Source organism: Serratia sp. LACPHL-BACT-2024-00286 (assembly GCF_043109535.1).
Taxonomy (GTDB): Bacteria; Pseudomonadota; Gammaproteobacteria; order Enterobacterales; family Enterobacteriaceae; genus Serratia; species Serratia sarumanii.
Map to the genome: position 1 here is coordinate 66739 of NZ_JBICNA010000004.1, position 23387 is coordinate 90125.

A 23387-nucleotide genomic window follows, 5' to 3' on the forward strand; every position below is an offset into this window, starting at 1 on the left:
ATTCCCGGAGATGCTATGCTCGCCCCCCATCCTTTTGGCCGAGAGGTCACCGCCGAGGCGTTGATCGCCACCTTCAGCACGCTGAAACAGTGGGAAGATCGCTACCGCCAGCTGATTATGCTCGCGAAACGGCTGCCGCCGCTGCCGGAGGCCTTGCGTAGTGAAGAAATGGCGTTGAGCGGCTGTGAAAACCGCGTCTGGTTGGGGCACCAGTTGCTGGAAGACGGCACGCTGCACTTCTATGGCGACAGCGAAGGCCGCATCGTGCGCGGCCTGCTGGCGGTGCTGCTGATCGAAGTGGAAGGGAAAACGCCGCAGCAGATCGCCGCATTGGATCCGCTGGCGCTGTTCGACCGGTTAGCGCTGCGCGCCCAGCTGAGCGCCACCCGCGCCGGCGGCCTGGCGGCATTGGCCGCCGCCGTCAAGGCGATCGCCGCCCGTTACGCCTGACGCGCCGCCTTCGCCACCATCTTTTTCAGCGCGTGCGACACGGCGACGAAGCCGAAAGTAGCGGTGACCATGGTCGCCGCGCCGAACCCCGCGCTGCAATCCATTCTTTTCGGCCCTTCCGCCGTGCTGCGTGAAGCGCACACCGAACCGTCCGGCTGCGGATAAACCAGCGGCTCGCTGGAGAAGACGCAGTCGATGCCCAGCTTGCCCTTGCCGTTTTTCACCACGTTGAAATCGTGCTTCAGCCGCTCGCGCAGCTTGGCGGCCAGCGGATCCTGGATGGTTTTCGCCAGATCGGCCACTTCGATCTTGGTCGGGTCAATCTGCCCGCCGGCGCCGCCGGTGGTCACCACCGGGATCTTGAAGCGGCGGCAGTATGACAGCAACGCCGCCTTCGGCCGCACGCTGTCGATCGCGTCGATGACGTAGCTGAAGTTATGATCCAGCAGCTCGGCGACGTTGTCCGGGGTGATGAAATCGTCGATGCAGGTCACCCGGCATTCCGGGTTAATCGCCAGGATACGCTCCGCCATCACCTCGGTTTTCGATTGCCCGACGTGTTGGCGCAACGCGTGGATCTGGCGGTTGGTATTGGTGACGCAAACATCATCCATATCGATCAGGGTGATGGCGCCGATGCCGGTGCGCGCCAGCGCCTCAGCCGCCCAGGAACCCACGCCGCCGATGCCGATCACGCAGACGTGCGCCTGCGCGAACACCGCCAGCGCCTGCTGGCCGTACAACCGCGCCGTGCCGCCGAAACGCTGCAGATAGGCTTCCGAATAAGCTGTGCTCATAACGCTTTAATTACCTTCGTAATGCAAATGATAAGGGCCGGAAAATCCGGCCCTTGCGGGTCACTCTTTTCACGCCGTATGCGTTTACCGGGTGGCCAGCAACGAACCGCCGCCGTTTGACTGATTGGCGCTGAACAGCTGACCGCCGCCGTTGTTCTTCAGCACCCAGACGCGGCCGTAGTGGTTGTAGTACCCCGCCGAGTGGCCGGCTTCCGGCCCGATGCCCTGATACATGTCAAAATGCTGGCCCTTGATGGCGCCGCCCACGTCGAGCGCGACCATCAGACGCATCTCGTATTTTCCCGTGAATTTACCCTTGTTGTCCAGCAGCGGCACTTCGGCCAGCAGCGTGGTGCCCGCCGGGATCAGCGAACGATCGGAGGCCACCGAGGCTTTGGCGATCAGCGGCACCGCGCTGGCGCCTCTCACCGGCGCAAAAGCTTCCGGGCGGAAGAACACGAACGATGGGTTTTGCTCCAGCAGCTCACGCACCTCTGCGGCGCTGTGGGTATCCGCCCACTGACGGATCGCCTGCATCGACATGTCCGCCTTGGCCACTTCGCCGCGATCGATCAGCACCTTGCCGATGCTGCGATAGGCGTGGCCGTTCTTGCCGCCGTAGCCGAAGAACACCAGCGGCTGGCCGTTGCCGTAGTCGACATAGCCGCTGCCCTGGACTTCCATCATGAAGTTGTCCATCAGCGAGTTGGTGTAAGCGATGATATAGCGATCGTCGAGCGCGCCGGAATAGATGCCCGCGCGATCCGGCAAGCGGCCCCTGCCCTTCGGCGGCATGCGGTACAGCGGATAGCGGAACTCGCCCTGTTGGGTATAGCGCGCCTGCACCACCGGCGTGTAGTAGCCGGTAAACTGCACGTTGCCGTAATTGTCGACGCCTTCCATCTGGTAAGCGCTGAGGCCGTACTGGCTCAGCATGCGCGTGTCGGCGCCGGACGCCATCCAATTTTGTACCGCCTGATAGGTGCCGTTGTTGCGGTTGAACAGCGAAGGCGACGCGTACTTGATCTCCATCAGCTGATCCGAATAATCCTTGGCGTTGACCGGCGAACCTTTGGCGTTGGGCTGATTGACCAGCTCCAGCGACTGATCCAGACGGCCGTCTTTATATTGCTGACCCCGATCGGTCGGCTTGGACGAACAGCCCGCCAACACCGCCACCATAAACCCGCCCAGCAGGTATTTGCCCCAACGTCCTTTCATCGCGCACACTCTCAAACTGATATGATCTACCGGCTGAACGATAACAAACGCTCATTGATAAAGGAATCGCTGCAAATAAAAAAAGCCGCACGGAGGATGGTGATGAAAAAGAAGGCAAATTGCGGGCAAATTCAGCAGAAAAACGGGTTTAGGCCAATAAAATGCAAAAAGGGTTTGCAACAAAACGCATGGAGAGTATAGTGCGCATCCATCGGACGCGGGGTGGAGCAGCCTGGTAGCTCGTCGGGCTCATAACCCGAAGGTCGTCGGTTCAAATCCGGCCCCCGCAACCAACCGATGCCGCAGCGGCGGTATTTTGCGTTTGGCTTCGATAACAAAGTATTACACGGACGCGGGGTGGAGCAGCCTGGTAGCTCGTCGGGCTCATAACCCGAAGGTCGTCGGTTCAAATCCGGCCCCCGCAACCAACCGAATGTCGTACCAGCGGCATAACATGAAACGGTGGTTCGTAGTAATACAGCATCAAGACGGACGCGGGGTGGAGCAGCCTGGTAGCTCGTCGGGCTCATAACCCGAAGGTCGTCGGTTCAAATCCGGCCCCCGCAACCAATTTCGGTCGTCCTCGATCAATTCTCGTATTTCACTCTCTGTTTTACCTCAGTCATCATTTTTTACGTTTTTCCACCACATTAGTGCTATCGCCATAGCCGATATCATCGCCGGCACCGCCGCCAGCAACAACAGGTCTGACGCCAGCCAATGTCGGGCGATCAATGCCGCTCCCAGGAGCGGGCCAAGCATCGACGCCCCCCGACCAATGCCCAACCCCCACCCCAGCCCGGTTGAACGCAAGAAGGTCGGGTAACTGCCCGCCGCCAACGTGTTCACCCCCGGCATACCGCCGACAACAAAAATACCTGTGATAAAAATGGCGCTGAAAAGCAGCAGTAGATTGCTCGGATCAACACCGATCGCCGCTATCGACACCGTGGCAACGGAAAAACCGGTGATAAGCACGCTGTAGGCGCCAAACTTGTCGATCAGACGCCCCAAGGCCAGCGTACCCAGCACCCCACCAAACTGTAACGTTCCGGTAGCCAGATTCGCCGTCTCCAACGTCAGGCCGGCGTCCCGCATTAAGGTGGGCAGCCAGTTGGCCAGAAAGTACAGATCGATAAGGTTCATAAAATTCACCAGCCACAACAGCAGCGTAAACGTCGTCCGCCGCTCCCGAAACAGATCCAGCACGCTCGCCTTGTCCGGTGTTGCTTCTGCCTGGCTGACCGAGAGATCGACCTCCCGCACTCGCTGTGACGGGAACATCTGCTGCAACAGCGTGCGAACCGCCCTCTCCTTCCCTCCGCATTTCAACAACCATTGTGCGGACTCGGGCAAATAGAACCACATAGCCAGCGCCAACAACATCGGCAACAGGCCGCCGAGCAGAAAGACGGCACGCCAGCCAAAGGGCGGGATCAGCGTGGCGGCTGCAATGCCGCCAAGCCCGCCGCCGATCGCAAAAAAGCAGGTGATTGCGGTGATATAGGTCGCGCGCTGACGGCTCGGGCTGTATTCAACAACCAGCGCAATACAGTTCGGCATCACGCCCCCCAACGCGATGCCCGCCACAAAGCGCAGCGCTAACAGTTGATCGACATTCTGCGCAAAAGCCGAACAGAGCGTAAACGCGCCAAAAACCAACGTCGCCAATAAAATGGCGGGCCTGCGGCCGATCCGATCGGCAAGCCAGCCCAACATGAAGGCGCCGATGGCGATGCCTGCCAGACCGGCGCTGAACACCGGGCCGAGCCGTGCGGTTTCCAGCCCCCACTCTTCCCGAATCGCCGGCCCGGCATACCCCATGGCCTGAATATCAAAGCCGTCGCACATCAGGCAAAGCGCGCACAAAACCAGCAAACGAATCTGGCGGCCGCGCGTGCCCACGTGGTCGATCATCGTTTGAATACCGTTTTTTCCTTCCAGGGTCTCTAGCGGCACGGAGCCTCCCATCAGTTCAGCAAAAACGAGTCGGGGCGTTTACGACATATCGCCATAAAATTTATTTTTTATAAAAATATAAATTTTATTAACTGTCAATCTGCCGTTCACGCAATCTTGTTGTCGGTCCGATTTTCTCTTGCAGGAGCACTCTCAGGGTGAGAGTCTGGGGGTTGAGGGGGCAAATACGCAGCGGTGGATTTCAAGCGGCAACATCCCTCCCCCCGAGCGGGAGGTTGCCATGTGAGAAAATGATGAGGGCGTTTATCGGCTCGCCAGCGCGCCGCCGTTGGCGAAATAAGCCTTGATGCCCGCCAGAATCGACTCCGCCACCTGCTGCTGGAAATGGCTGGTGCGCAGCTTGCGCTCCTCTTCGATATTGCTGATAAACGCCGTCTCCACCAGAATCGACGGGATATCCGGCGCCTTTAACACCGCAAAACCGGCCTGATCGACGCGATTCTTGTGCAGCCGGTTGATTTTCCCCATCCGATTCAACACTTCCTTGCCGAACTTCAGGCTGTCGTTGATGGTCGCGGTCTGGATCAGATCGAACATGGTGTGGTCGAGATAACGGTCGCCGCTCTTGCTGACGCCGCCGATTTGGTCCGAGGCGTTCTGCGTCTGCGCCAGGAACTTGGCCGCCGAGCTGGTGGCGCCCTTGGTGGACAGCGCGAACACCGACGAACCGCGCGCGGCGCGGCTGGTGAAGGCGTCGGCGTGAATAGAAACGAACAGATCCGCGCGCTGCTTGCGCGCCTTGGCGACGCGCACCTTGAGCGGGATAAACACGTCTTCGTTGCGTGTCATGAACACTTTCATGTTCGGCTCGCGCTTGATCATGGCGCTCAGCTTGCGGGCAATCTGCAACACAATGTCTTTCTCGCGCGTCTTGTACTTGCCGATAGCGCCGGGATCTTCGCCGCCGTGGCCGGGATCCAGCATGATGACAATCGGCCGATCGCGCCCCGCCTTGCCGGCCTGCGGCGCTTCCGGCGGCAGCGTGCGCTCCAGATCGCCCTTGTTGTAATCTTCCAGTAACGCCAGCAGCGGATCATACTCCTCACCGCCGCTGCTGCCCTTGGTCGGATAGAGATCCATCACCAGACGGTTGCGATACTCCGGCACCGGCGCCAGCGTGAAAATATGCGGGCTAACGCTCTGCTTGAGCTCCAGCACCAGCCGCACGGTATTCTGATCGAACTGGCCGACGCGCGCCTGCTTGAGATACGGATCGTCGGCGCGCACCTGCCCAGCGATGCCTTTCAGCACGCTGTTGAGGTGGACGCCTTCGATATCCACCACCACGCGATCGGGATTGGTCAGGGCAAACTGCTTGTATTTCAGCTCGACGTTGGATTCCAGCGTGACGCGGGTATAGGTGGAGGATGGCCAGACGCGCACGGCGATCACGTGCGATGACGCGGCGAAGCCCGTGCGACTCACACTCAGCAACCAGCTGGCGGCAACGCCCTGTAATAAACGACGGCGGCCCAGATTGTGATTAGAGTTTGGCATGCGGCTCCGGCAGTAATAGCTGTTTACAACAGATGAAAAAAACATCAATAAAATGGGGATGCCGAAAACTTTAACCAATCATTCCAGCCCTGTCATCAGAAAATCTTTTTATGGTTTTTCAATTTATTAACGATTTAGCGCCCTTAGCCCACTCTTCATGATGATTTCTCGCTTGCCATCGGCGCCATAAAAGAATAAAAATACAAAAATACCGTATAAATATGCAAAAGAGGTTTGTCGTGAAGGAACGTAGTACAGAGCTGGTGCAAGGATTCCGTCACTCAGTCCCCTATATCAACGCCCACCGCGGCAAAACGTTTGTCATCATGCTCGGCGGGGAAGCCATCGAACACGAGAATTTCTCCAACATCGTCAATGATATCGGGCTGCTGCATAGTCTGGGCATTCGCCTGGTGGTGGTTTACGGCGCGCGGCCGCAGATCGACGCCAACCTGGCGCAGCATAACTTTGAGCCGATCTACCACAAGCACACGCGGGTAACTGACGCCCATACGCTGGAGTTGGTCAAGCAGGCCGCCGGTTTGTTGCAGCTCGACATCACCGCCCGGCTGTCGATGAGCCTCAACAATACGCCGCTGCAGGGCGCGCATATCAACGTGGTCAGCGGCAACTTCATCATCGCGCAACCACTGGGCATCGATGACGGTATCGACTACTGTCACAGCGGCCGCATTCGCCGCATCGATGAAGACGCGATCCACCGTCAGCTCGACAGCAACGCCATCGTGCTGATCGGCCCGGTCGCGGTTTCCGTTACCGGCGAGAGCTTCAACCTGACCTCGGAAGAAGTGGCCACCCAGCTGGCAATCAAGCTGAAAGCGGAAAAAATGATCGGCTTCTGCTCCTCGCAGGGCGTGACCGACGCGGAGGGTAACATCCTTTCCGAGCTGTTCCCCAACGACGCGCAAAAGCGCCTTGAAGAGCTGGAAGAAGGCGGCGATTACCATTCCGGCACCGTGCGCTTCCTGCGCGGCGCGGTGAAAGGCTGCCGCAGCGGCGTGCGCCGCAGCCACCTGATCAGCTATCAAGAGGACGGCGCGCTGGTGCAGGAGCTGTTCTCGCGCGACGGCATCGGCACCCAAATCGTGATGGAGAGCGCCGAACAGGTGCGCCGGGCGACGATCAACGACATCGGCGGCATCCTGGAGCTGATTCGGCCACTCGAGCAGCAGGGTATTCTGGTGCGCCGTTCGCGTGAACAGCTGGAGATGGAAATCGACAAGTTCACCATTATCGAACGCGACAACCTGACCATCGCCTGCGCGGCGCTGTACCCGTTCTTGGAGGAAAAAATCGGTGAGATGGCCTGTGTGGCGGTACACCCCGATTACCGCAGCTCATCGCGCGGCGAGATGCTGCTGCAGCGGGTAGAAAATCAGGCGCGGCAGATGGGGCTGAAGAAGCTGTTCGTGCTGACCACCCGCAGCATCCACTGGTTCCAGGAGCGTGGCTTTACCCCGGCGGAGGTCGACGTGCTGCCGATGCAGAAACAGGCGTTGTACAACTACCAGCGCCGCTCCAAAATTCTGCTGGCGGATCTGTAATCCCTGCGGGCGCGGCCGTTGCCGCGCCCCTCAGCGCTTATTCCGTCGCCTGCAGCCGTTCAGCCAATCCGCTGCGGCGCTGGGTCGGCGTGCGAATGGCCCGCAGCAGCACCGCCTCCGTAGCGTACAGCGAAAGCAGCTTACGCGCGCGAGTGATCGCGGTATAGACCAGCTCACGCGTCAACACCGGCAGGAAGTGATTCGGCAACACCAGCACCGTATGGTCAAACTCCGATCCCTGAGATTTGTGCACCGTCATCGCATAAGCGGTTTCATGCGCCGGCAAACGGCTTGGCTGTACCGACTTGATGCTGCCGTCGGGCAGTTGGAAATGCACGCGCAGATCGCCGTGCTCATCCGGCAACGTAATGCCGATATCCCCATTGAACAGCCCCAGCGCGCTGTCATTGCGGCCGATCATCACCGGCCGCCCCCGGTACCAGCGGCCGAGCACGCCCGGCTTGCGGTCAATTAAACCGGCACGCTGCAGCCCGAGCTCAATGCGCTCGTTCAGGCCGGCGACGCCGAACGGCCCTTCACGCAGCGCGCATAGAACCTGGAAACGGCCAAAGGCCGCCAGCACCGTCGCCGCGTCCGCCCCTTCTGCGGTCAGCCGCAAATAGTCGCGGTAGCCCGCCACGCAGGCATCCAACAGCGCCTGATACTCTTCGCTCGTCGCCAGCGCATAGCCCGCAACATCACCGAAACTGCCGTTTAATGCCGCCAGCGCGCGATCCCCCGCTCCGGCGTTGACCGCCAACGCCAGCTGACCGATGCCGGAACGGGCGTCGAAGCGATAGCTCTTGCGCAGCAGGCACAGGCTGTCGCGCACCGCCGCTTCCGCGTCGGCCTGCTGCCCCGTGAGCGAACAACCGGTCAGGCGGCTCAGCTCAGCGGCGCGCGCATCGCTGTATCCCTGCTCGGCAAAACGGCAAATATCGCCCAGCACCGCGCCGGCCTCCACCGAAGCCAGCTGATCGCGGTCGCCGAGGAAAATCACCCGCGCCCGATCGGGCAGCGCGGCAATCAGGCGCGCCATCATCGGCAGATCGACCATCGAGGCCTCATCCACCACCAGCACATCCAAATGCAGCCGGTTGCCACGGTGATAACGCATGCGCTGACTGTTCGGTTGCGCCCCCAACAGACGGTGCAACGTCGCCGCCTCCGTCGGGAACAGCGCCTGCTGCGCCGGGGTCAACGCCAGCTGGCGGCTGGCGCTGCCAAGCGACTCCGTCAGGCGCGCCGCCGCCTTACCGGTCGGCGCCGCCAGCTGAATGCGCAAGCGCGCGCTTTCATCCAGCTGCACCAGCGCCGCCAACAGTTTGGCGACGGTGGTGGTTTTACCGGTGCCCGGCCCGCCGGAAATGACCGCAATGCGCCGCGTGGCGGCCACCGCGGCGGCGATTTTCTGCCAGTCGGGCTCGTCGCTCGCGGCGCCGAACAAGCTGTCGAGAATGGTGCGCAGCTCAGCCTCCGGCACCGCCAGCGACTCGCCTTCGCCGCCGATAAACGCCGCCACTTCGCCTTCGTTTTGCCACATGCGCTGCAGATACAGGCGCGGCCCGCGCAGCACCAGCGGCGTAGCGCCGCTGCCGTCCCCGACCGCCGCGCTGGCCGCCAAACGCTGCTGCCAACGCGCGCTATCCGGCCGCCCGGCCGCCTCCCACACCGCCAGCGCCAACGCCGGCTGGCGCCCTTCAAACAGCGTGTCCGCCTGCAGCTGCTCCAGCATCAGGCAGACGTGACCGGCCCCCGCCTCTGCGCTCAGGCAGGCGGCGGCCAGCAAAATATCGGGCTCGTCTTCGCTCGCCACCACGCGGGCGAACTGCACGTCCAGCGGGCGCAGCACGCCAAGCGCCACCGCCTGCTCCAGCAGTGCGATCATGATCCTTCCTCCGTCGCCGCAGCTTCGCCGCTGAACAAGCGATCCATCCCCTCCACCAGCTCAAGCTCGGGGAGACAGGTGAAAATGCCGTTGCCCGGGTGCGCCGCATCCACGCCGCGCAGGAACAGATAAATCACCCCGCCAAAATGGCGCCGATAATCGTAATCCGGCAACCGATGACGCAGATAACGATGCAGCGCCAGCGTATACAGCTGGTATTGCAGATCGTAACGATGCTCCGCCATCGCCTGCTCCATGGCCGGCCGGGTATAGGCGCTACTGTCTTCCCCCAGCCAGTTGGACTTGTAGTCCAGCAGGTAGTATTTGCCCTGCCAGCAGAACACCAGGTCGATAAAGCCTTTCAGCATGCCCTGCACCTGATGAAAATCTAGCGCCGGGCAGCGGGCGGAAAGCGGATCGTAACGCTTCACCAGGGCATCGAGCGCCTTCGCCTGCAACAACCGGTTAATCGGCAAATAGAACTGCAGCTCGGCCTGCTTGTGCTGCGGCGTCAGCGCCGACAACGTCACGCCGCTGTCGTCGAGCGGCGTATTGAGCAACACCTGCATCCACGCCAGCAGAATCGGCTGCCAGTGCTCGGCAAATCCTTGCTGTTGCAGCTGTTCCTGCAGCCACTGTTCGTCCAGCGGCTGGGTGAAGTCCAGCGTTTCAAACAGGCTGTGCAGGAAGGTGCCGGGCGTTGCGCCGCGCGGGAAGGTATGCGGTGTGAGCGCTGGCTCACTCTCCTCACCCCGCTCGCCCGCGGCGTCGACATCCAGACGCGGCAGCAGATCCTGCATCAGGCTCGAACCGTGCTGTTGCAAACCGGTATAGCTGGTCACCCGCCAAAAATCCTGGATCCGTCGGGTAAAGCTTTTCGCCGCCAGCGTAGCGGCCAGCGATGCCTGGGGCTGCCAGGGCGCCTCGTCCGGCGGTTCCACCAGCGACAGCGCGATGCCGCCGCCCGCCAATTGCTGCAGGCGCTCCTGCAGATACGCGGCGTCGCCGGCCTGCCCGCCCTGCACCAGATAACCCAATGCGCTGCGGTGCAGATCGGTATCGCCCTGTTTCTTGCGCGTGCCCTGGAACAGCGGCGCGATGCCGATGCTGCAGTGGTACACCGAGCGAGTCAGCGCCACGTACAACAGGCGCAGGTCTTCCGCCAACCGCTCTTCCTCCGCCCAGGCCTGGCTCTCTTCATTGGCGTCGAGATCCAGCAACGCCTGGAAACTGTGGCGATCGTGATACAGCGCCTGCTGCTGCTGGCGGAAATTGCCGACGAACGGCAGCCACACCAGATCGAACTCCAGCCCCTTGGATTTATGAATCGTGATCACCTGCACCAGATGCCGGTCGCTCTCCAGCCGCAGTTGCTGATTATCGGACTGGCGATTAGGCTGGGCGATCTGCTGTGCCAGCCAGCGCACCAGCGCATGTTCGCTGTCGAGTTGCGCCGCCGCCTCTTGCAACAACTCCCCCAGATGCAGCACGTCGGTCAAACGACGCTCGCCACCGGCGCTGGCCAGCAGGTTCTCCGCCAGCTGGCGCGCTTTCATCACCTCGCTCAGCATCGGCAACACGCCGCGGCGCAGCCAGAGCGTGCGGTAATTGTCGAACTCGTTAACCAGCTCGTCCCAGGCGCGTTCATCGCGGCTCAGGCCGTCCAGCGTCGGCGCGTCCAGCCCCATCAGCCCGGTGGCCATGGCGCTGCGCAGCGTGCGCTCCTGCTCCGGCGCCAACACCGCCTGCAGCAACCACAGCAGGTCTTTGGCCTCCGGGGTGTCGAACACGCTGTCGCGGTTGGACAGGTAGACCGACGGAATGGACAGCGCGCTCAGCGCATCGCGCACCAACGCCGCCTCATTGCGGCTGCGCACCAGCACCGTGATATCGGAGGCTTGCACCGGCCTTGGCTCCTTGCCGCCCTGCAGCCACGCCTGGCCCTGCTGCCCGGCGCTGAGCCAGTCGCGAATTTGCGTGGCGCACAGGCGCGCCATCAGCTGTTGGTAATCACTTACACCGGCGCCTTCCCCCTGCTGCAGCCAGAACTGCATCGCCGGTTGCGGCTTGCCGTGCAGGTCAAACGCCAGCCCTTGGTTCTTTTCCGCCGCGCTGACCTCGATAAAGGGGATTTGGCCGAACAGGAAAGGTTTTTCTACCTGAGAAAACAGGTGATTAACGCTGGCGACCATCGACGGCGACGAGCGCCAGTTGGTCTCCAGCGTATAGTGGGCGCTCACCTCTGAGCGCGCCCGCATGTAGGTAAAGATATCGGCACCGCGGAAGGCGTAAATCGCCTGCTTGGGATCGCCGATCAACAGCAGGCCGCAATCGGGCCGGCCGACGTAAAGCTTTTGGAAAATGCGGTATTGCTGCGGATCGGTGTCCTGGAATTCATCGATCATCGCCACCGGGTAACGCTGGCGGATCGCCTGCGCCAGCTGTTCGCCGCCGCCGCTTTGCAGGGCGCCGTCCAGCCGGCTGAGCAGGTCGTCAAACCCCAGCTCGGCGCGCTGGCGCTTTTCTTGTTGAATGGAAGTGCGGATCTCGCTGAGCGCGCGCGCCATGATCAGGTCGCGCAGCGTCAAGGGCTCATCGAACAGTTCGTCGATCGCCGTGAACAGCGCATGCCGCGGCGGCTCGCCTTTCTTGGTCTTCTCCAGCAGCACCGACTGGCGAAATTTATCCAGTTCCTTCGGCAACTGGTAGTCCTGAGTCTCCTGCCCGCTCCATTCGCCGACCTTGTTCAGCCAGTTCGGCAGGTGCTTGCTGCTGTAGCTGCGCTTATCGACGCCGGACTGGGCGATCAACGCCTCCAGATCGCCCGCCGCCGCACGCCATTGCGCCTTGATGGCATCGATGCGCGCGACGATCTGCTCGTGGCGCATCAGGACGGTTTCTTCCTCTTTCGGCGGCCGGCGCAGCGCCGGCGCCTCACCGTGCAGATAGCCGGAGAGATCGGCCAGCAACGCTTCCGGGCCGCTCCACTCCTGGCTGACCGCACGCGCCACGCCCAGCGGCAACGGATAGCAGTGGCGACGCCAGAAATCGGCACAGGCCTGCCGCCGCAGCGGCAACTCGTCCTGCACCAGCGTTTGTTCAAACAGCATGCCGGATTCGAAGGCGTTGTGCGTCAGCATTCGTTGGCAAAAGCCGTGAATGGTGTAGATCGCCGCTTCGTCCATTTGCCGCTCCGCCGCCAGCAGCTGCGAGGCGGCGTCGGTCAAATCGTCAATTTCAGCCATCAGCGCCGAAAACAGCGGGTTGGCGCTGACGCCACGCACGCAGGCGATGCGCAATCCGTGGATATTGTCGCGGATACGCCCGCGCAGCTCCTCGGTGGCGGCCTCGGTAAAGGTCACCACCAGGATTTCTTCGACCGCCAGCGGCCGGGGAAACGCCGCTTCACCGCCCAGCCCCAGCAGCAAACGCAGGTACAGCGCGCCGATGGTAAAGGTTTTGCCTGTGCCCGCCGACGCCTCGATCAGGCGTTCGCCGAACAGCGGCAGCGTCAGCGGCTCCAGCCTCTGCGGGGCAGTTTCCGTCATGGCGTCGCCACTTTGCGCGGCAGGATCTGCTGCAATGCAGACGCGTTCGGATAGGTGACCCAGCCCTTAGGCGCCGCGTAATCCGCCTTGTCTTGCCCGCTGCCGCTCACCTGCGACAGCACAGCCAGCCCCTGTGGCTGGATCACCGCCTGGTGGAAATAATCCGCCAGTTTGGCCGGCGTCAGCTGTTGCACCTGCGCAATCAGCTTCTGACGAGTATCGAAGGCGAAATTGCCGCGATCGAAATCGTTGGCGAACCGGCTGGCCTCTTCGCTCAGGGTTTGCGGCCGCTGCTTCAGCTCATTGATGAGCGCCTGTTTGTACTGCTCAAAGTCCGCTTCGCTCATGTCGCGCAAGCGTTTCTCGGTTTTCGGATAGAAATCCTGATAGCGCTGGTACAGGTAGGCCGGCTGTTTGCTGTTGCTCTGCAACAGGAAGCCCACGCCCCATTGGCGCCCCACCGACATTGGGAAGGCGAAGACCGCATACCCCAATTGCTCCTGAGTGCGCAGCTGGCTATAGAACCACGGCTGAATAATCTGCCCCAGCAATGAGCTGTAGGCCATGCCGGCCACTTCGTCGTAGCCGGTCGGCACATAGACCGCCGCCAGCGCCGAATCGGTGCTGCTGCCCACCTGTTGCAGATTGGCCAGATGATTTTTGTCCACTACCACGTCTTCGCCGTGCCACCATTCGATGCCGGTACAGCCCAGGCGATGTTTCAGCGTCGACGCCAGCGTGTCGACCTGCTGCTTGCTCATGTTGCCCACCACCAGCAGCTCCGGCGTAGCCTCGGCCAGCAGGCTGTCGCGATAGGCCAGCACGTCTTTCAGCGTCAGCGTCTTCAGCACTTCGCGGCGTTCGCTGCGTTCGGAATACGGCACGCGGGAAACCATCTGCACCGGCTGAATGGCCAATTCAAACGCCTTGCCCTTCTCGGCGGCGTCCAACTGCTCCAGGTACCAGGACTTGGCCTGCGCCAGCTGATCTTCCGTCGGCGTGAAGCTGGAATAGCCCTCGATCAGCGCCGTCAGCAACTGCGGCAGGCGCTGGGTAAAGCCGTTGGCGTTAAACATCAGGCCGTTGTTCGGCGAGGTCGAGAAGCTCAGCCCGCCGACCGATGCCTGATAGCTCAGCTGATCCAGCGCGAGGCCGGCCAGATAATCCGTCAGTGAGAACAGCACCTGGTTGCGCGCGGAATCCATGGTCTTGGCGTTGCGGAAAGCGACGGTGACGTCGGCCTTCGGCTCATCGGCGAAGTAACGGCTCGGCATGTACAGCACGCGCAGGCCGGGGTTATCCACCACCATTTCCGGCTTTTTGAACTCGTGCGACGGCTTGGTCAGGGTAAAGTCATCCGGGATGTACGGATTGAGCGTCGGTAACGACAGGGAAATCCCACTCCCCAACTGCTGCCACTGCGTAAAGCGCTGCGGCGTGATTTTGTCGACCTGGTAAGGCGCGTTGACGAAATAGGCCGTCTTGTTGTGCGGCTCATCCGGGCTGACGAACCAGATGCGGGCGTTTTGCGGCGTCATGGCGTCCAGGCGTTCGGCGATCGCCTTAGGATCATAGCGATCGGCCAGGTAAGGCGCATCCAGCGCATGTTCAACCGGCACGCGCAGCATGGTGTCCACCAGCCATTCGATGTAGTCCATGTCGCGCGTGATCGACGGATAACGGAAATCCAGATTCAGAACATGCGAGATTTCGTCGAAGTAACTTTGCTTGATGCCTTCGCTGCGCAGCATTTTCAGGTAGTTGAAAATGGCGGCGACGACCTCGTCGCGCTTGGCCAGGCCTTTATCGGTCAGGGAGACACTGATGGCGAAGACGCCGCCGTTGCGATCCACCATCGGATCGGCGCCGGCATTGATGGCGTCCGCCAGCCCCTGCTTCTGCAGCCAGTCAGACAGGGTGTTTTTACTGCGGTTGCCGATCAGGTAGCTGATGTAGGTATCGGTTTTGCTGCGAAACGCGGCGCTGTTGTTATCGATGCGAAACTCGACCTTCAGCTGCTTGCGCGGCTGTGCCGGCACATAGTGAATGATGATGCCCTGCTGTTCCGGCGTCACGGCCGGCACGGTGATCGGCGGCACGGTGGCGTCGTGATTCGGCACGCGGCCAAAGGTTTTCGCCGCAATATCAGCCAGCTGCGGCAGCGGCTGATTGCCGTACAAAACGCCCATCATCAAATTGGCGGAATAGTAGCGCTTATAGAAGCCGGTCAGCTCATCGTGCAGCTTGCTGTCCGGCTTGTCTTTCAGCGTATCGAGATTGCCGCCGGAGAAGCGCGCGCTCGGGTGCGCCGGGTTAAGGGTTTCCGCGCCCACCTGCGCCATACGCATACCGTCGCGCGAACGCGCCATCGTCAACTCGGCGTTAACCGCGTTGCGCTCACGGTCGGCATTGCCCGGATCCAGCAGCGGCTCGGCAATGGCGTCGGCCATGCGATCGACCGCCGGCTCCAGCGCGTCATTTTCCACTTCCAGATAGAAGGCGGTGCGATAAGAAGCCGTGCTGGCGTTGTGGCTGCCGCCATGCTTTTTCAGGAACTCGGACAGGTTTTCCGGCTCTGGATAGCGCTTGGAGCCCATCAGCACCATATGTTCCAGATAGTGCGCCAAACCCAGTTGGCTGTTCGGATCTTCGAGCGAGCCGACCGGCAATGCCAGCGCCGCCAGCGATTTCGGCGCCTGGGCATCTGACACCAGCAACACCGTCATGCCGTTAGTCAATTTGATCGCCTCATACTGACGCGGATCGTGTTCGCTTTTGTTGATCTTCTCCGCCAGCGGTTGCCATCCTTGCGCGGCCCAACTCAACGGCGCCCAACACATAGCCAATAATACCAGCCCGGTGATACGGGCCAACTGTCTGCGCATATCCAAAATAAACCCCTATTCTGACGTCGCTGCGCCCACTCCCTGACGGTGGCGACGTTCATCAAAACCACATAACCAAATCTGTACTCACCGGGTTCTTCGCCAATATGGCGACCCGAACTCGGCGGGTATATGCCTGTACGTTATGTAAGACCGGGAATGACCCCAATGGTTGAATATAACCTTCGTTATTTTTACCACCTACCGCCGCACAGCACCACCGGGGGATTGTTACCCCAGGTTATGCCGCGCCACCGGCAGCAGATAACGCTCTGTTTCGGCCAGTATTTGCGCTAAGTATTCATTATCCAATTGGCGAAACACTCGCTGCACGTAGGGATCTTCCCCTTCTCCGGGAATGCGCTGATCGCCCTGCCAGGCCTGCAGCAATTTGGCGCGCGCCTTGATTTGCGCTTCTTCCTCCCAGTCGATTTGCTGCTTTTCCGGCAGATAGCACTGACTCAGCCACGCCCAGCCGCTCTTGTTCAGCAACAGCAGCGGCTGACTCAGACCGCGCTGATAGCCCGTCAGCAGTTCCGCCAGCTGCGCCTGTGCCTCTTCAGGCGCCAGCGCGGCAAAGCGCCAGGCGGAGTTCTTGCGGCCATACATGCGGCTCTCGCCGGTGCCGCCGGCGCAGCAGTACACCAGGTGCTCCAGCCACAGCAATATGCCATCCACCGCCGACAGCGTCGCGGGCCGCCAGCGCAACAGGCCGTCATCCTGCACCTGATGCAGCCAGCCGCTGAGGCGCACGCCGGCGATATCGATATCCAGCTCCAGGCTATGGCTCTCTGCGCGTTCCGCACGCACCTGCTCGGCCAGTTCGCTCATCTCTTCCTGCTGCTTTTGCCAATAAATTTCGCCGAAGGCGCCATAGGGCAAGCCGCCGGCGGCGCGCACCCGCTGGAACAGCCGTTCGGGATCGTCACCGTCGATCAGCGTATTCAGCAGCTGGCTGTTGAACTGGTAGCGGCTGAGGTTATCCAGCGTGAAGGGTTCTTCGTCGGGCAGCTCGGTCTCTTCCAGGATAAAACTGACGCCCAGCCGCAGTTGGAAAAACGCGCGAATCGGATGGCGGTAAAACCGCAGCAGTTCATCCAGCGATATTTGCTGCAGCGCTTCGGCGGGCAGCGGCTGGTTGAACGCCGGATGCGCCGCACCGCGCCCATCGGCGGCGGGCAGCCACTCGGCGGCATAGCTTTGCTCCTCCGAGCCCGGCAAGAAGTTCTCGGCGGCGAACGGCATGCGCGCGTGCCACTTCAGCAAGTGCTCACCAACCCGCCGGGCGCTGTCGTCTGCGCTAAGCTCTTCATCTCCCGGCAGGCAATAGCTTTGTTCCAGGTACTCCAGCAGCTCGGTGACCAGTACCGAAGGGTAGCGCGGGCTGTTGTCCTGAATGGAACGGCCGATGAAACTGATATACAGCCGCTGCTGAGCGGACAAAATCGCTTCCAGGAACAGATAACGGTCGTCATCGCGTCGGCTGCGGTCGCCGCGTTTGACCTGCTGCGCCATCAGATCGAAACCCAGCGGCGGCAGCGTGCGCGGATACACGCCGTCGTTCATGCCCAGCAGGCACACCACCTTGAACGGAATGGAACGCATCGGCATCAGCGTACAGAAGTTGATTTGCCCGGCGAGGAAGCGCTGGCTGATGCGCTCCTGATCGAGACGCGCCGCCAGATCGTCCCGCAGAATGGTCAACGGCACCTCATCGGGATAGCGCGCCGCCAGGCCAAAATTAATGGCCTGCTGCCACTGCTGTTCGATCAGCGCCAGCACCACCTCGGTGTCGCTGTCCGCAGCGAAGAAAGCATCCAGCAGTTGCCGGCAGAGCGGCAGCCACGCCTCGAGCGGGCGCGCTTCGCTCAAGATTTGCCGCCAGTGGCTGAGCTGCGCCAGCAGGTCTGCCAGCTGCCCCGCCAGTTCGGCGACCAATCCGCTCGATTCGTCGTAAGGCAAAATGCCCTGCCAATCGCCGGCATTGCTGTCCATCGCGTAGCCAAGCAACATGCGCGTGATGCCAAAGCGCCAGGTATGTTGGCCGGTAGCGGGCAGATCCAGTTCGCGCACGTTATCGTCGTCCAGGCCCCAGCGCACGCCGGATTCACCGACCCAATGGCGCAGCAGGCGCAGCCCCTCTTCGCCAATGGCGAAACGGGCGGCCAGGGCCGGCACCTCAAGCAGCGCCAGCACCTGTTCCGAGGTAAAACGGCTTTGCGGCAGATCGAGCAGTGAAATGAACGCCTGCAGCGCAGGATGCGCCTGGCGCGCTTTACGGTCGGAAATGGCGAACGGCAGGTAGCGCTCGGCAGGGGCATTGCCGAACACCGCCTGAATGTAAGGCGTGTAGCTGTCGATATCCGCCACCATCACGATGATGTCGCGCGGCGTCAACGACGGATCCTGCGCCAGCATGGTCAGCAGTTGATCGTGCAGCACCTCCACTTCCCGCTGCGGGCTGTGGCAGGCATGCAGGCTGAGGGATCGGTCGTTCTCATCTAGCGGACGTTTGCTGAAGCTGCTTTCCAGCGTTTCCGCGGTAATACCGATCACCGCATGGTCTTCCAGCTCCAGCATGTCGCGCTGAACGGCGTGCAGCATGGTATCGGCCGGGATATCGACAAAGGCGTCAACCTCTTGCGCCCCTTCCATCTGCGACAGCAGATAGAGGTGATCGCGCCCCAGCTTGCCCCAAGAGGCCAACAGCGGGTTGCTGAGCTGCTGCTGGCCTTCGGCGTCAAACAGGCGCGCCGCGTCATCCGGCTGGCGGAACAGCCCGTGCTCGCGTGCCTGATGGTAGTGACGGCGCTTGCGGCTCTGCAAGCGGGCCAAGAAAGCGTAATCCTGAATATCGCCCCAATAGTAGCGACAGGGGTTGGTGAACATCAGGTGGATATCGATATGCCGCCCCAGCGCCTGCAGCGCCTCCAGATAGACCGGCGGCAACGCCGAGATACCGCAGATAAACACCCGCGGCGGCAAACCGGGCGGGCAGGTTTTTGCCTGCTCCAGCGCGTGGATAAATCGGCTGTAAAGATTGGCGCGGTGCCATTCCGGCTGCCCCAGCTCGCGCGTGTACTCCACCAGCCGCGCCCAGAGCGGCGCCTGCCATTGCTGAGCCTCCGCCAGGCCGTCGATGCGCTCACCGCGCTGCCAGCTCTCCAGCCACTGCGGGCGATAAACCAAATATTGGTCGAACAGGTCGGCGACCCGGCCGGCCAACTGGTGAATCTTGCGCTTGTCACCGTCATCGGTCAGATAGTGCTGCAGTGGCGCAAACGCCGGCTGAGTCAGCATCTCCGGCAGCAACCACATCAGCTTCCAGGTCATGGCGTCCTTGCTGAAAGCGCTCTCTTTCGGGATATCCGGCAACACCCGGGTGAACATGTCCCAAATAAAGGTCGCCGGCAGCGGAAACGCAATATTGGCGGCGATGCCGAACTGTTCCGCCAACTGCATCTGCAGCCATTGCGCCATACCGGGGCTCTGCACCAGCACCACTTCCTGTTGAAAAGGATCGGCCAACGGATCTCTGGCTATCAGCGCGCTGGTCAGCGTTTTCAACAAATCCAGCTGATTGGAATGATAAACCGTGAACATCAAGGCTCCTTTAAAACAAAAGACATACCGGCTTAAAAGCGGGTGCAATACCAGCGGCTCAGCGTCGCCCACTGCCACTGCGGCGTTTGGACTCTAACCGTCAATCGGCGGCAATCATTCTCCGCATCGTCAAGCGCCGTCTCGCGTCGCCAACCTTCCGGCGGCAATTCGGCCTCGAGCCGCCCGGTGACGGCGAACGCTTCTAACTGCTGATGCGCCAGCGCCCAGGCTTGCCGGTAGTGCCACTGGCGCTGAAACGACTGCAACAGCACCTGATGATACTGTAACAAGCCAAGCAGCGACACCGAGAACAGCAAGGCCGCCACCAACACTTCCGGCAGGCTGAAGCCGTTGCGGGATAGCCGCCCTGGCCGAGCGTTAGCCGTCACAGTCGGTCAGCCTTTTCTCTGGGCAAAAATCCAGCCGACCGCCCGGCTGAGCTTGCACCTTGCCAGCGGTCTCTGCGCCGTTAAAGGTGCCCCACTGATACAGCCAAAGCGGTTCACCGCCGCGCATCTCACCAAGGCCGCGTATCGTCACAACGCCCGCTCTGGCAGACAGCCGGGCGCAGGCCGTCAGTTCCGCGCGCTGCCTGCATAACCAGGCCGCCGCACTCAGCTCGGCGCGTGGCCAGCGCTGGCTCATGCCCCAACTCAGCGCCGAAGCGGCCTGATTATAAGCCTGAAGGTAACGCTGCTGATCGGCGGCCAGTAACAGCGCGTTATCCAACTGCCGATGCTGAGCGTTAAGCAACATCAGCCCCAGCGCCAACAGCAACATCACCGCCGCCAGAGTGCTACCGCCCCGCTGGGTTCGCCAATTCATGGCAGCGCCGCCATTTCGACGCTCGCACTCAGGCTGCGCCTGATACGCGTATCGCTGGCGGAGCGCCCCGCCAGCGTCAGGCGAGCCAAGGTCGCGCCGTGATCGCCCCGCTCGATCGCCACATGAAACCGCTCAATGCGCACTTCGTCATAATCGAGCAAACGCTCCCAGCCACCGCCATCGCATTGGCTCACGCCGCGCTGCCCTTCCAAGCCGCCATTGCGCAGCCGGTAACCGAAATAGCCCGCATCCTCGCCCGAAGCGAGCCATTGCCCGCTGCGAGCGATGTCGTAGGCAACGATAACGCAACTGCCCGCCGCTTCTCCCGATGCCTGACCGATCAGCAACGGACGGCCGGCGCACTGCCCGGCGCAAAAACCGGCGCGGCGCAGATCTTTCTCAATGCCGAACGCCAGTTGCCGCAGCGTTGACTCCAGCCGAAAGTGCTGGCTGACGACTACACTTTGCTGGCGCAACAACGGATAGGTTTTCGCCGCGCCGAGCGCGATCACGCTGCCGAAGACCAACGCCAACATCACCTCCGGCAAGGTAAAACCGCGTTCTAAAGTCAACATAGCGCAATGCCCCTGACCCGCTGCCCTTCGCTGCACAAACGCAGCCGCCCACGGGCGGACAGCACCAGCCGCAGGCTGCCTGCGTCGTTGCTGAGAAGGATGTGCCCCGCCTGCGCAGTATTGCGCAAACCGTAAAACCCAATCTCTTTGCCGGTGTAGCCGCTCAAAGCGACGTCGCGATAAGACGGCGAGAAAACGGCGCCTTCGGCGGAAGCGCAATCCGTCGGCGGCACGCCACCGCCCAGACACCAGGGCGTGCCGTTCTTGAACCACAGCAGCGTCGCGCGGTTACGCCAGTTGGCGTCCGCCTGCAATCGCAGCAAAAACGCCAGCAGCTGCTGAGCCGTGTGTTCCAGCCGCAGCGCTTGCTGATGATAACGCCATTGCCCGACGCCCCAGCCGGTGAGCATGCCGGCGATCAATATCGCCGCCAACAGCTCAATCAGCGTCATGCCACGCTGGCGATCATCGATGTTCGAGAGAGTATTGTCTTTCATGCCGCCAGTGTAAGGATCGCCACAACGCGGTAAAGCCGCATGCGTAATCGCTGCGGCAAGCTGCGCAATGTTTTATTTACGACGGCAGAGGACGACAAAAAAATGCGGCTCGGTGCGCAATGCGGATAAAAAAAGGGGTGCAATCGCTGCCCCCCTGGTGTGATGCGGTTAAGGTTAGATCGCGACCGGCGCCTTGATGGCCGGGTGCGGATCGTAACCTTCGATCTCGAAGTCTTCGAAACGGTAATCGAACAGCGAAGCCGGCTTGCGTTTGATCACCAGTTTCGGCAACGGACGCGGTTCACGCGTTAGCTGCAGCTGAGTCTGTTCCATGTGGTTGCTGTACAGGTGGGTATCGCCGCCGGTCCAGACGAAATCGCCCACTTCCAGATCGCACTGCTGCGCCATCATATGCACCAGCAGCGCGTAGCTGGCGATGTTGAACGGCAGGCCTAGGAACACGTCGCAGGAACGCTGGTACAGCTGGCAAGAGAGCTTGCCGTCCGCGACGTAGAACTGGAAGAACGCGTGGCACGGCGCCAACGCCATCTGATCCAGCTCGCCGACGTTCCAGGCGGAAACGATGATGCGGCGCGAATCCGGATCCTGCTTCAGCTGTTGGAGCACGTTGCTCAGCTGATCGATCTGACGGCCGTCCGCCGCGCCCCAGGCGCGCCACTGTTTGCCGTACACCGGGCCGAGATCGCCGTTTTCATCGGCCCACTCGTCCCAAATGGTGACCTTGTTGTCACGCAGGTAGGCGATGTTGGTATCGCCGTTCAGGAACCACAACAGCTCATGAATGATCGAACGAAGATGACATTTCTTGGTGGTCACCAACGGGAAACCTTCCTGCAAGTTGAAACGCATCTGATGGCCGAAAATCGACAGCGTGCCAGTGCCGGTACGGTCGGCTTTAGGGGTGCCCTCGGCGAGCACCTTGTTCATCAAATCCAGATACTGTTTCATTTGTCCCTCACGACATTTGTTGCTGCGGGCGACGACGGTACGCCCAAATCATCATAATAATACCGGCCACCACCATCGGGATGGACAGGATCTGCCCCATGCTGATCACGCCGTCGAACAGGCCGAGCTGGGCATCCGGCTGGCGGAACGCTTCAACGATGATGCGGAATGTGCCATAACCGATCAGGAACAGGCCCGAGACGGCGCCCATCGGCCGCGGCTTGCGAATAAACAGGTTCAGAATGATAAACAGCACCACGCCTTCCAGCAGCAGTTCATACAGCTGCGATGGGTGGCGCGGCAGTACGCCGTACTGATTCAATAACGGCAGCAAGGAAGGATCGGCGGCGGCGAGGGCCACGTCTTCGCTGCGCGAACTTGGGAACAGCATCGCCCAAGGGGTATCGGTGGTCACGCGGCCCCACAGTTCACCGTTGATAAAGTTGCCGAGGCGGCCGGCGCCCAGGCCGAATGGGATCAATGGCGCGATAAAATCGGAAACCTGGAAGAAGGTGCGTTTGGTGCGGCGAGCGAACCAGAACATCACCAGAATCACCCCCATCAAGCCGCCGTGGAACGACATGCCGCCATCCCAGACCTTGAACAGATAGAGCGGGTTATCCAGGAACAGCGGCAGGTTATAGAACAGCACATAGCCTACGCGGCCGCCGACGAATACGCCCAGGAAACCGGCGTAGAGCAGGTTTTCAACTTCGTCTTTGGTCCAGCCGCTGCCCGGCTTGTTGGCACGGCGCACAGCCAGCCACATGGCAAAAACGAAGCCGACCAGGTACATCAGGCCGTACCAATGCAGAGAAACCGGGCCAATGGAGAAAATGACCGGATCAAATTTAGGAAACGCCAGATAGCTATTGCTCATCTATCACCACAACATGTCTGTTATTTTTCCCCATGCGGGGGCGGCAGGTGCCAAGCGGCGGCGGAGATTGTCCCGCGTCTTGCAAGCAGCAGCATTGGCCGCTGCGGTGTGCAAGGCGACGAGCCTGCGCCGCACTGAGGTTGCGCATCATAACATAGGCTTAGCGCGGTCCGGTCCGGCAGGCCGGGAAAAGTTCTGTAAAAAAAT

General features: G+C 61.3%; 16 protein-coding genes and 3 tRNA genes. 5 read left to right on the forward strand and 14 right to left on the reverse strand.

Annotated elements, in window-relative coordinates; genetic code table 11:
• Positions 1 to 15: 15 nt before the first annotated feature.
• Positions 16 to 450 carry a cysteine desulfurase sulfur acceptor subunit CsdE gene (csdE, locus tag ACF8MC_RS12995; RefSeq protein WP_049235398.1) on the forward strand — a complete coding sequence of 145 codons (435 nt, stop codon included), beginning with the start codon at positions 16 to 18 and terminating at the stop codon, positions 448 to 450.
• On the opposite strand, the gene tcdA is transcribed toward csdE, so the two are convergent.
• Together tcdA and mltA are read right to left on the reverse strand one after the other, a co-directional pair.
• Positions 441 to 1247 carry a tRNA cyclic N6-threonylcarbamoyladenosine(37) synthase TcdA gene (gene tcdA / locus ACF8MC_RS13000; protein WP_004931886.1) on the reverse strand — a complete coding sequence of 269 codons (807 nt, stop codon included), beginning with the start codon at positions 1245 to 1247 and terminating at the stop codon, positions 441 to 443. The two genes, csdE and tcdA, sit on opposite strands and share 10 nt — an antisense overlap.
• An 84-nt stretch (positions 1248 to 1331) precedes the next feature.
• Positions 1332 to 2468 carry a murein transglycosylase A gene (gene mltA / locus ACF8MC_RS13005; RefSeq protein ID WP_164105750.1) on the reverse strand — a complete coding sequence of 379 codons (1137 nt, stop codon included), beginning with the start codon at positions 2466 to 2468 and terminating at the stop codon, positions 1332 to 1334.
• Between the two features lie 216 nt (positions 2469 to 2684).
• Here mltA and ACF8MC_RS13010 point away from each other — a divergent pair.
• The 3 genes from ACF8MC_RS13010 to ACF8MC_RS13020 all read left to right on the forward strand — a co-directional run bounded on the left by ACF8MC_RS13010 (position 2685) and on the right by ACF8MC_RS13020 (position 3038).
• Positions 2685 to 2761: transfer RNA gene (locus ACF8MC_RS13010), tRNA-Met, on the forward strand.
• A 58-nt stretch (positions 2762 to 2819) separates the two neighbouring features.
• Positions 2820 to 2896: transfer RNA gene (locus tag ACF8MC_RS13015), tRNA-Met, on the forward strand.
• Positions 2897 to 2961: 65 nt separating this feature from the next.
• Positions 2962 to 3038, forward strand: a tRNA-Met gene (locus tag ACF8MC_RS13020).
• A gap of 48 nt (positions 3039 to 3086) precedes the next feature.
• On the opposite strand, the gene ACF8MC_RS13025 is transcribed toward ACF8MC_RS13020, so the two are convergent.
• Complete coding sequence (locus tag ACF8MC_RS13025) at positions 3087 to 4427, reverse strand: MFS transporter (protein WP_164105293.1); 1341 nt, start codon at positions 4425 to 4427, stop codon at positions 3087 to 3089.
• A gap of 264 nt (positions 4428 to 4691) precedes the next feature.
• Positions 4692 to 5945, reverse strand: a complete 1254-nt coding sequence (gene amiC, locus ACF8MC_RS13030) for an N-acetylmuramoyl-L-alanine amidase AmiC (RefSeq protein ID WP_033635752.1) — start codon at positions 5943 to 5945, stop codon at positions 4692 to 4694.
• A 221-nt stretch (positions 5946 to 6166) separates the two neighbouring features.
• Here amiC and argA point away from each other — a divergent pair, with 221 nt between their 5' ends.
• Entirely contained in the window at positions 6167 to 7510 is a 1344-nt protein-coding gene (gene argA / locus ACF8MC_RS13035) for an amino-acid N-acetyltransferase (protein WP_049232224.1), read from the forward strand.
• 37 nt (positions 7511 to 7547) lie between these two features.
• On the opposite strand, the gene recD is transcribed toward argA, so the two are convergent.
• The 10 genes from recD to lgt form a co-directional block, all read right to left on the reverse strand.
• Positions 7548 to 9398, reverse strand: a complete 1851-nt coding sequence (recD, locus tag ACF8MC_RS13040) for an exodeoxyribonuclease V subunit alpha (RefSeq protein WP_041036497.1) — start codon at positions 9396 to 9398, stop codon at positions 7548 to 7550.
• Positions 9395 to 12946: an exodeoxyribonuclease V subunit beta gene (gene recB, locus ACF8MC_RS13045; RefSeq protein ID WP_049212623.1), complete on the reverse strand. Its 3552-nt coding sequence runs from the start codon at positions 12944 to 12946 to the stop codon at positions 9395 to 9397. The genes recD and recB overlap by 4 nt, the downstream gene beginning before the upstream one ends.
• Positions 12943 to 15831: a pitrilysin gene (ptrA, locus tag ACF8MC_RS13050; RefSeq protein WP_033649514.1), complete on the reverse strand. Its 2889-nt coding sequence runs from the start codon at positions 15829 to 15831 to the stop codon at positions 12943 to 12945. Before ptrA ends, recB begins: the two co-directional genes overlap by 4 nt.
• A gap of 231 nt (positions 15832 to 16062) precedes the next feature.
• The gene (gene recC / locus ACF8MC_RS13055) at positions 16063 to 19434 is read right to left on the reverse strand and encodes an exodeoxyribonuclease V subunit gamma (protein ID WP_164105292.1); all 3372 of its coding nucleotides are present in this window, start codon (positions 19432 to 19434) and stop codon (positions 16063 to 16065) included.
• A 32-nt stretch (positions 19435 to 19466) separates the two neighbouring features.
• On the reverse strand, positions 19467 to 19823 hold the full coding sequence (locus tag ACF8MC_RS13060; protein WP_164105291.1) for a prepilin-type N-terminal cleavage/methylation domain-containing protein: 357 nt from the start codon (positions 19821 to 19823) through the stop codon (positions 19467 to 19469).
• The gene (locus ACF8MC_RS13065; RefSeq protein ID WP_033649503.1) at positions 19813 to 20259 is read right to left on the reverse strand and encodes a YgdB family protein; all 447 of its coding nucleotides are present in this window, start codon (positions 20257 to 20259) and stop codon (positions 19813 to 19815) included. The genes ACF8MC_RS13060 and ACF8MC_RS13065 overlap by 11 nt, the downstream gene beginning before the upstream one ends.
• On the reverse strand, positions 20256 to 20834 hold the full coding sequence (locus ACF8MC_RS13070; protein ID WP_041036506.1) for a prepilin peptidase-dependent protein: 579 nt from the start codon (positions 20832 to 20834) through the stop codon (positions 20256 to 20258). The genes ACF8MC_RS13065 and ACF8MC_RS13070 overlap by 4 nt, the downstream gene beginning before the upstream one ends.
• Positions 20828 to 21331 carry a prepilin peptidase-dependent protein gene (locus ACF8MC_RS13075; RefSeq protein ID WP_039567375.1) on the reverse strand — a complete coding sequence of 168 codons (504 nt, stop codon included), beginning with the start codon at positions 21329 to 21331 and terminating at the stop codon, positions 20828 to 20830. Before ACF8MC_RS13075 ends, ACF8MC_RS13070 begins: the two co-directional genes overlap by 7 nt.
• A 174-nt stretch (positions 21332 to 21505) precedes the next feature.
• Positions 21506 to 22300, reverse strand: a complete 795-nt coding sequence (thyA, locus tag ACF8MC_RS13080; RefSeq protein ID WP_016929918.1) for a thymidylate synthase — start codon at positions 22298 to 22300, stop codon at positions 21506 to 21508.
• A gap of 7 nt (positions 22301 to 22307) precedes the next feature.
• Positions 22308 to 23180, reverse strand: coding sequence for a prolipoprotein diacylglyceryl transferase (lgt, locus tag ACF8MC_RS13085; RefSeq protein ID WP_060422186.1), 873 nt, complete (start codon positions 23178 to 23180; stop codon positions 22308 to 22310).
• Between the last annotated feature and the right edge of the window lie 207 nt (positions 23181 to 23387).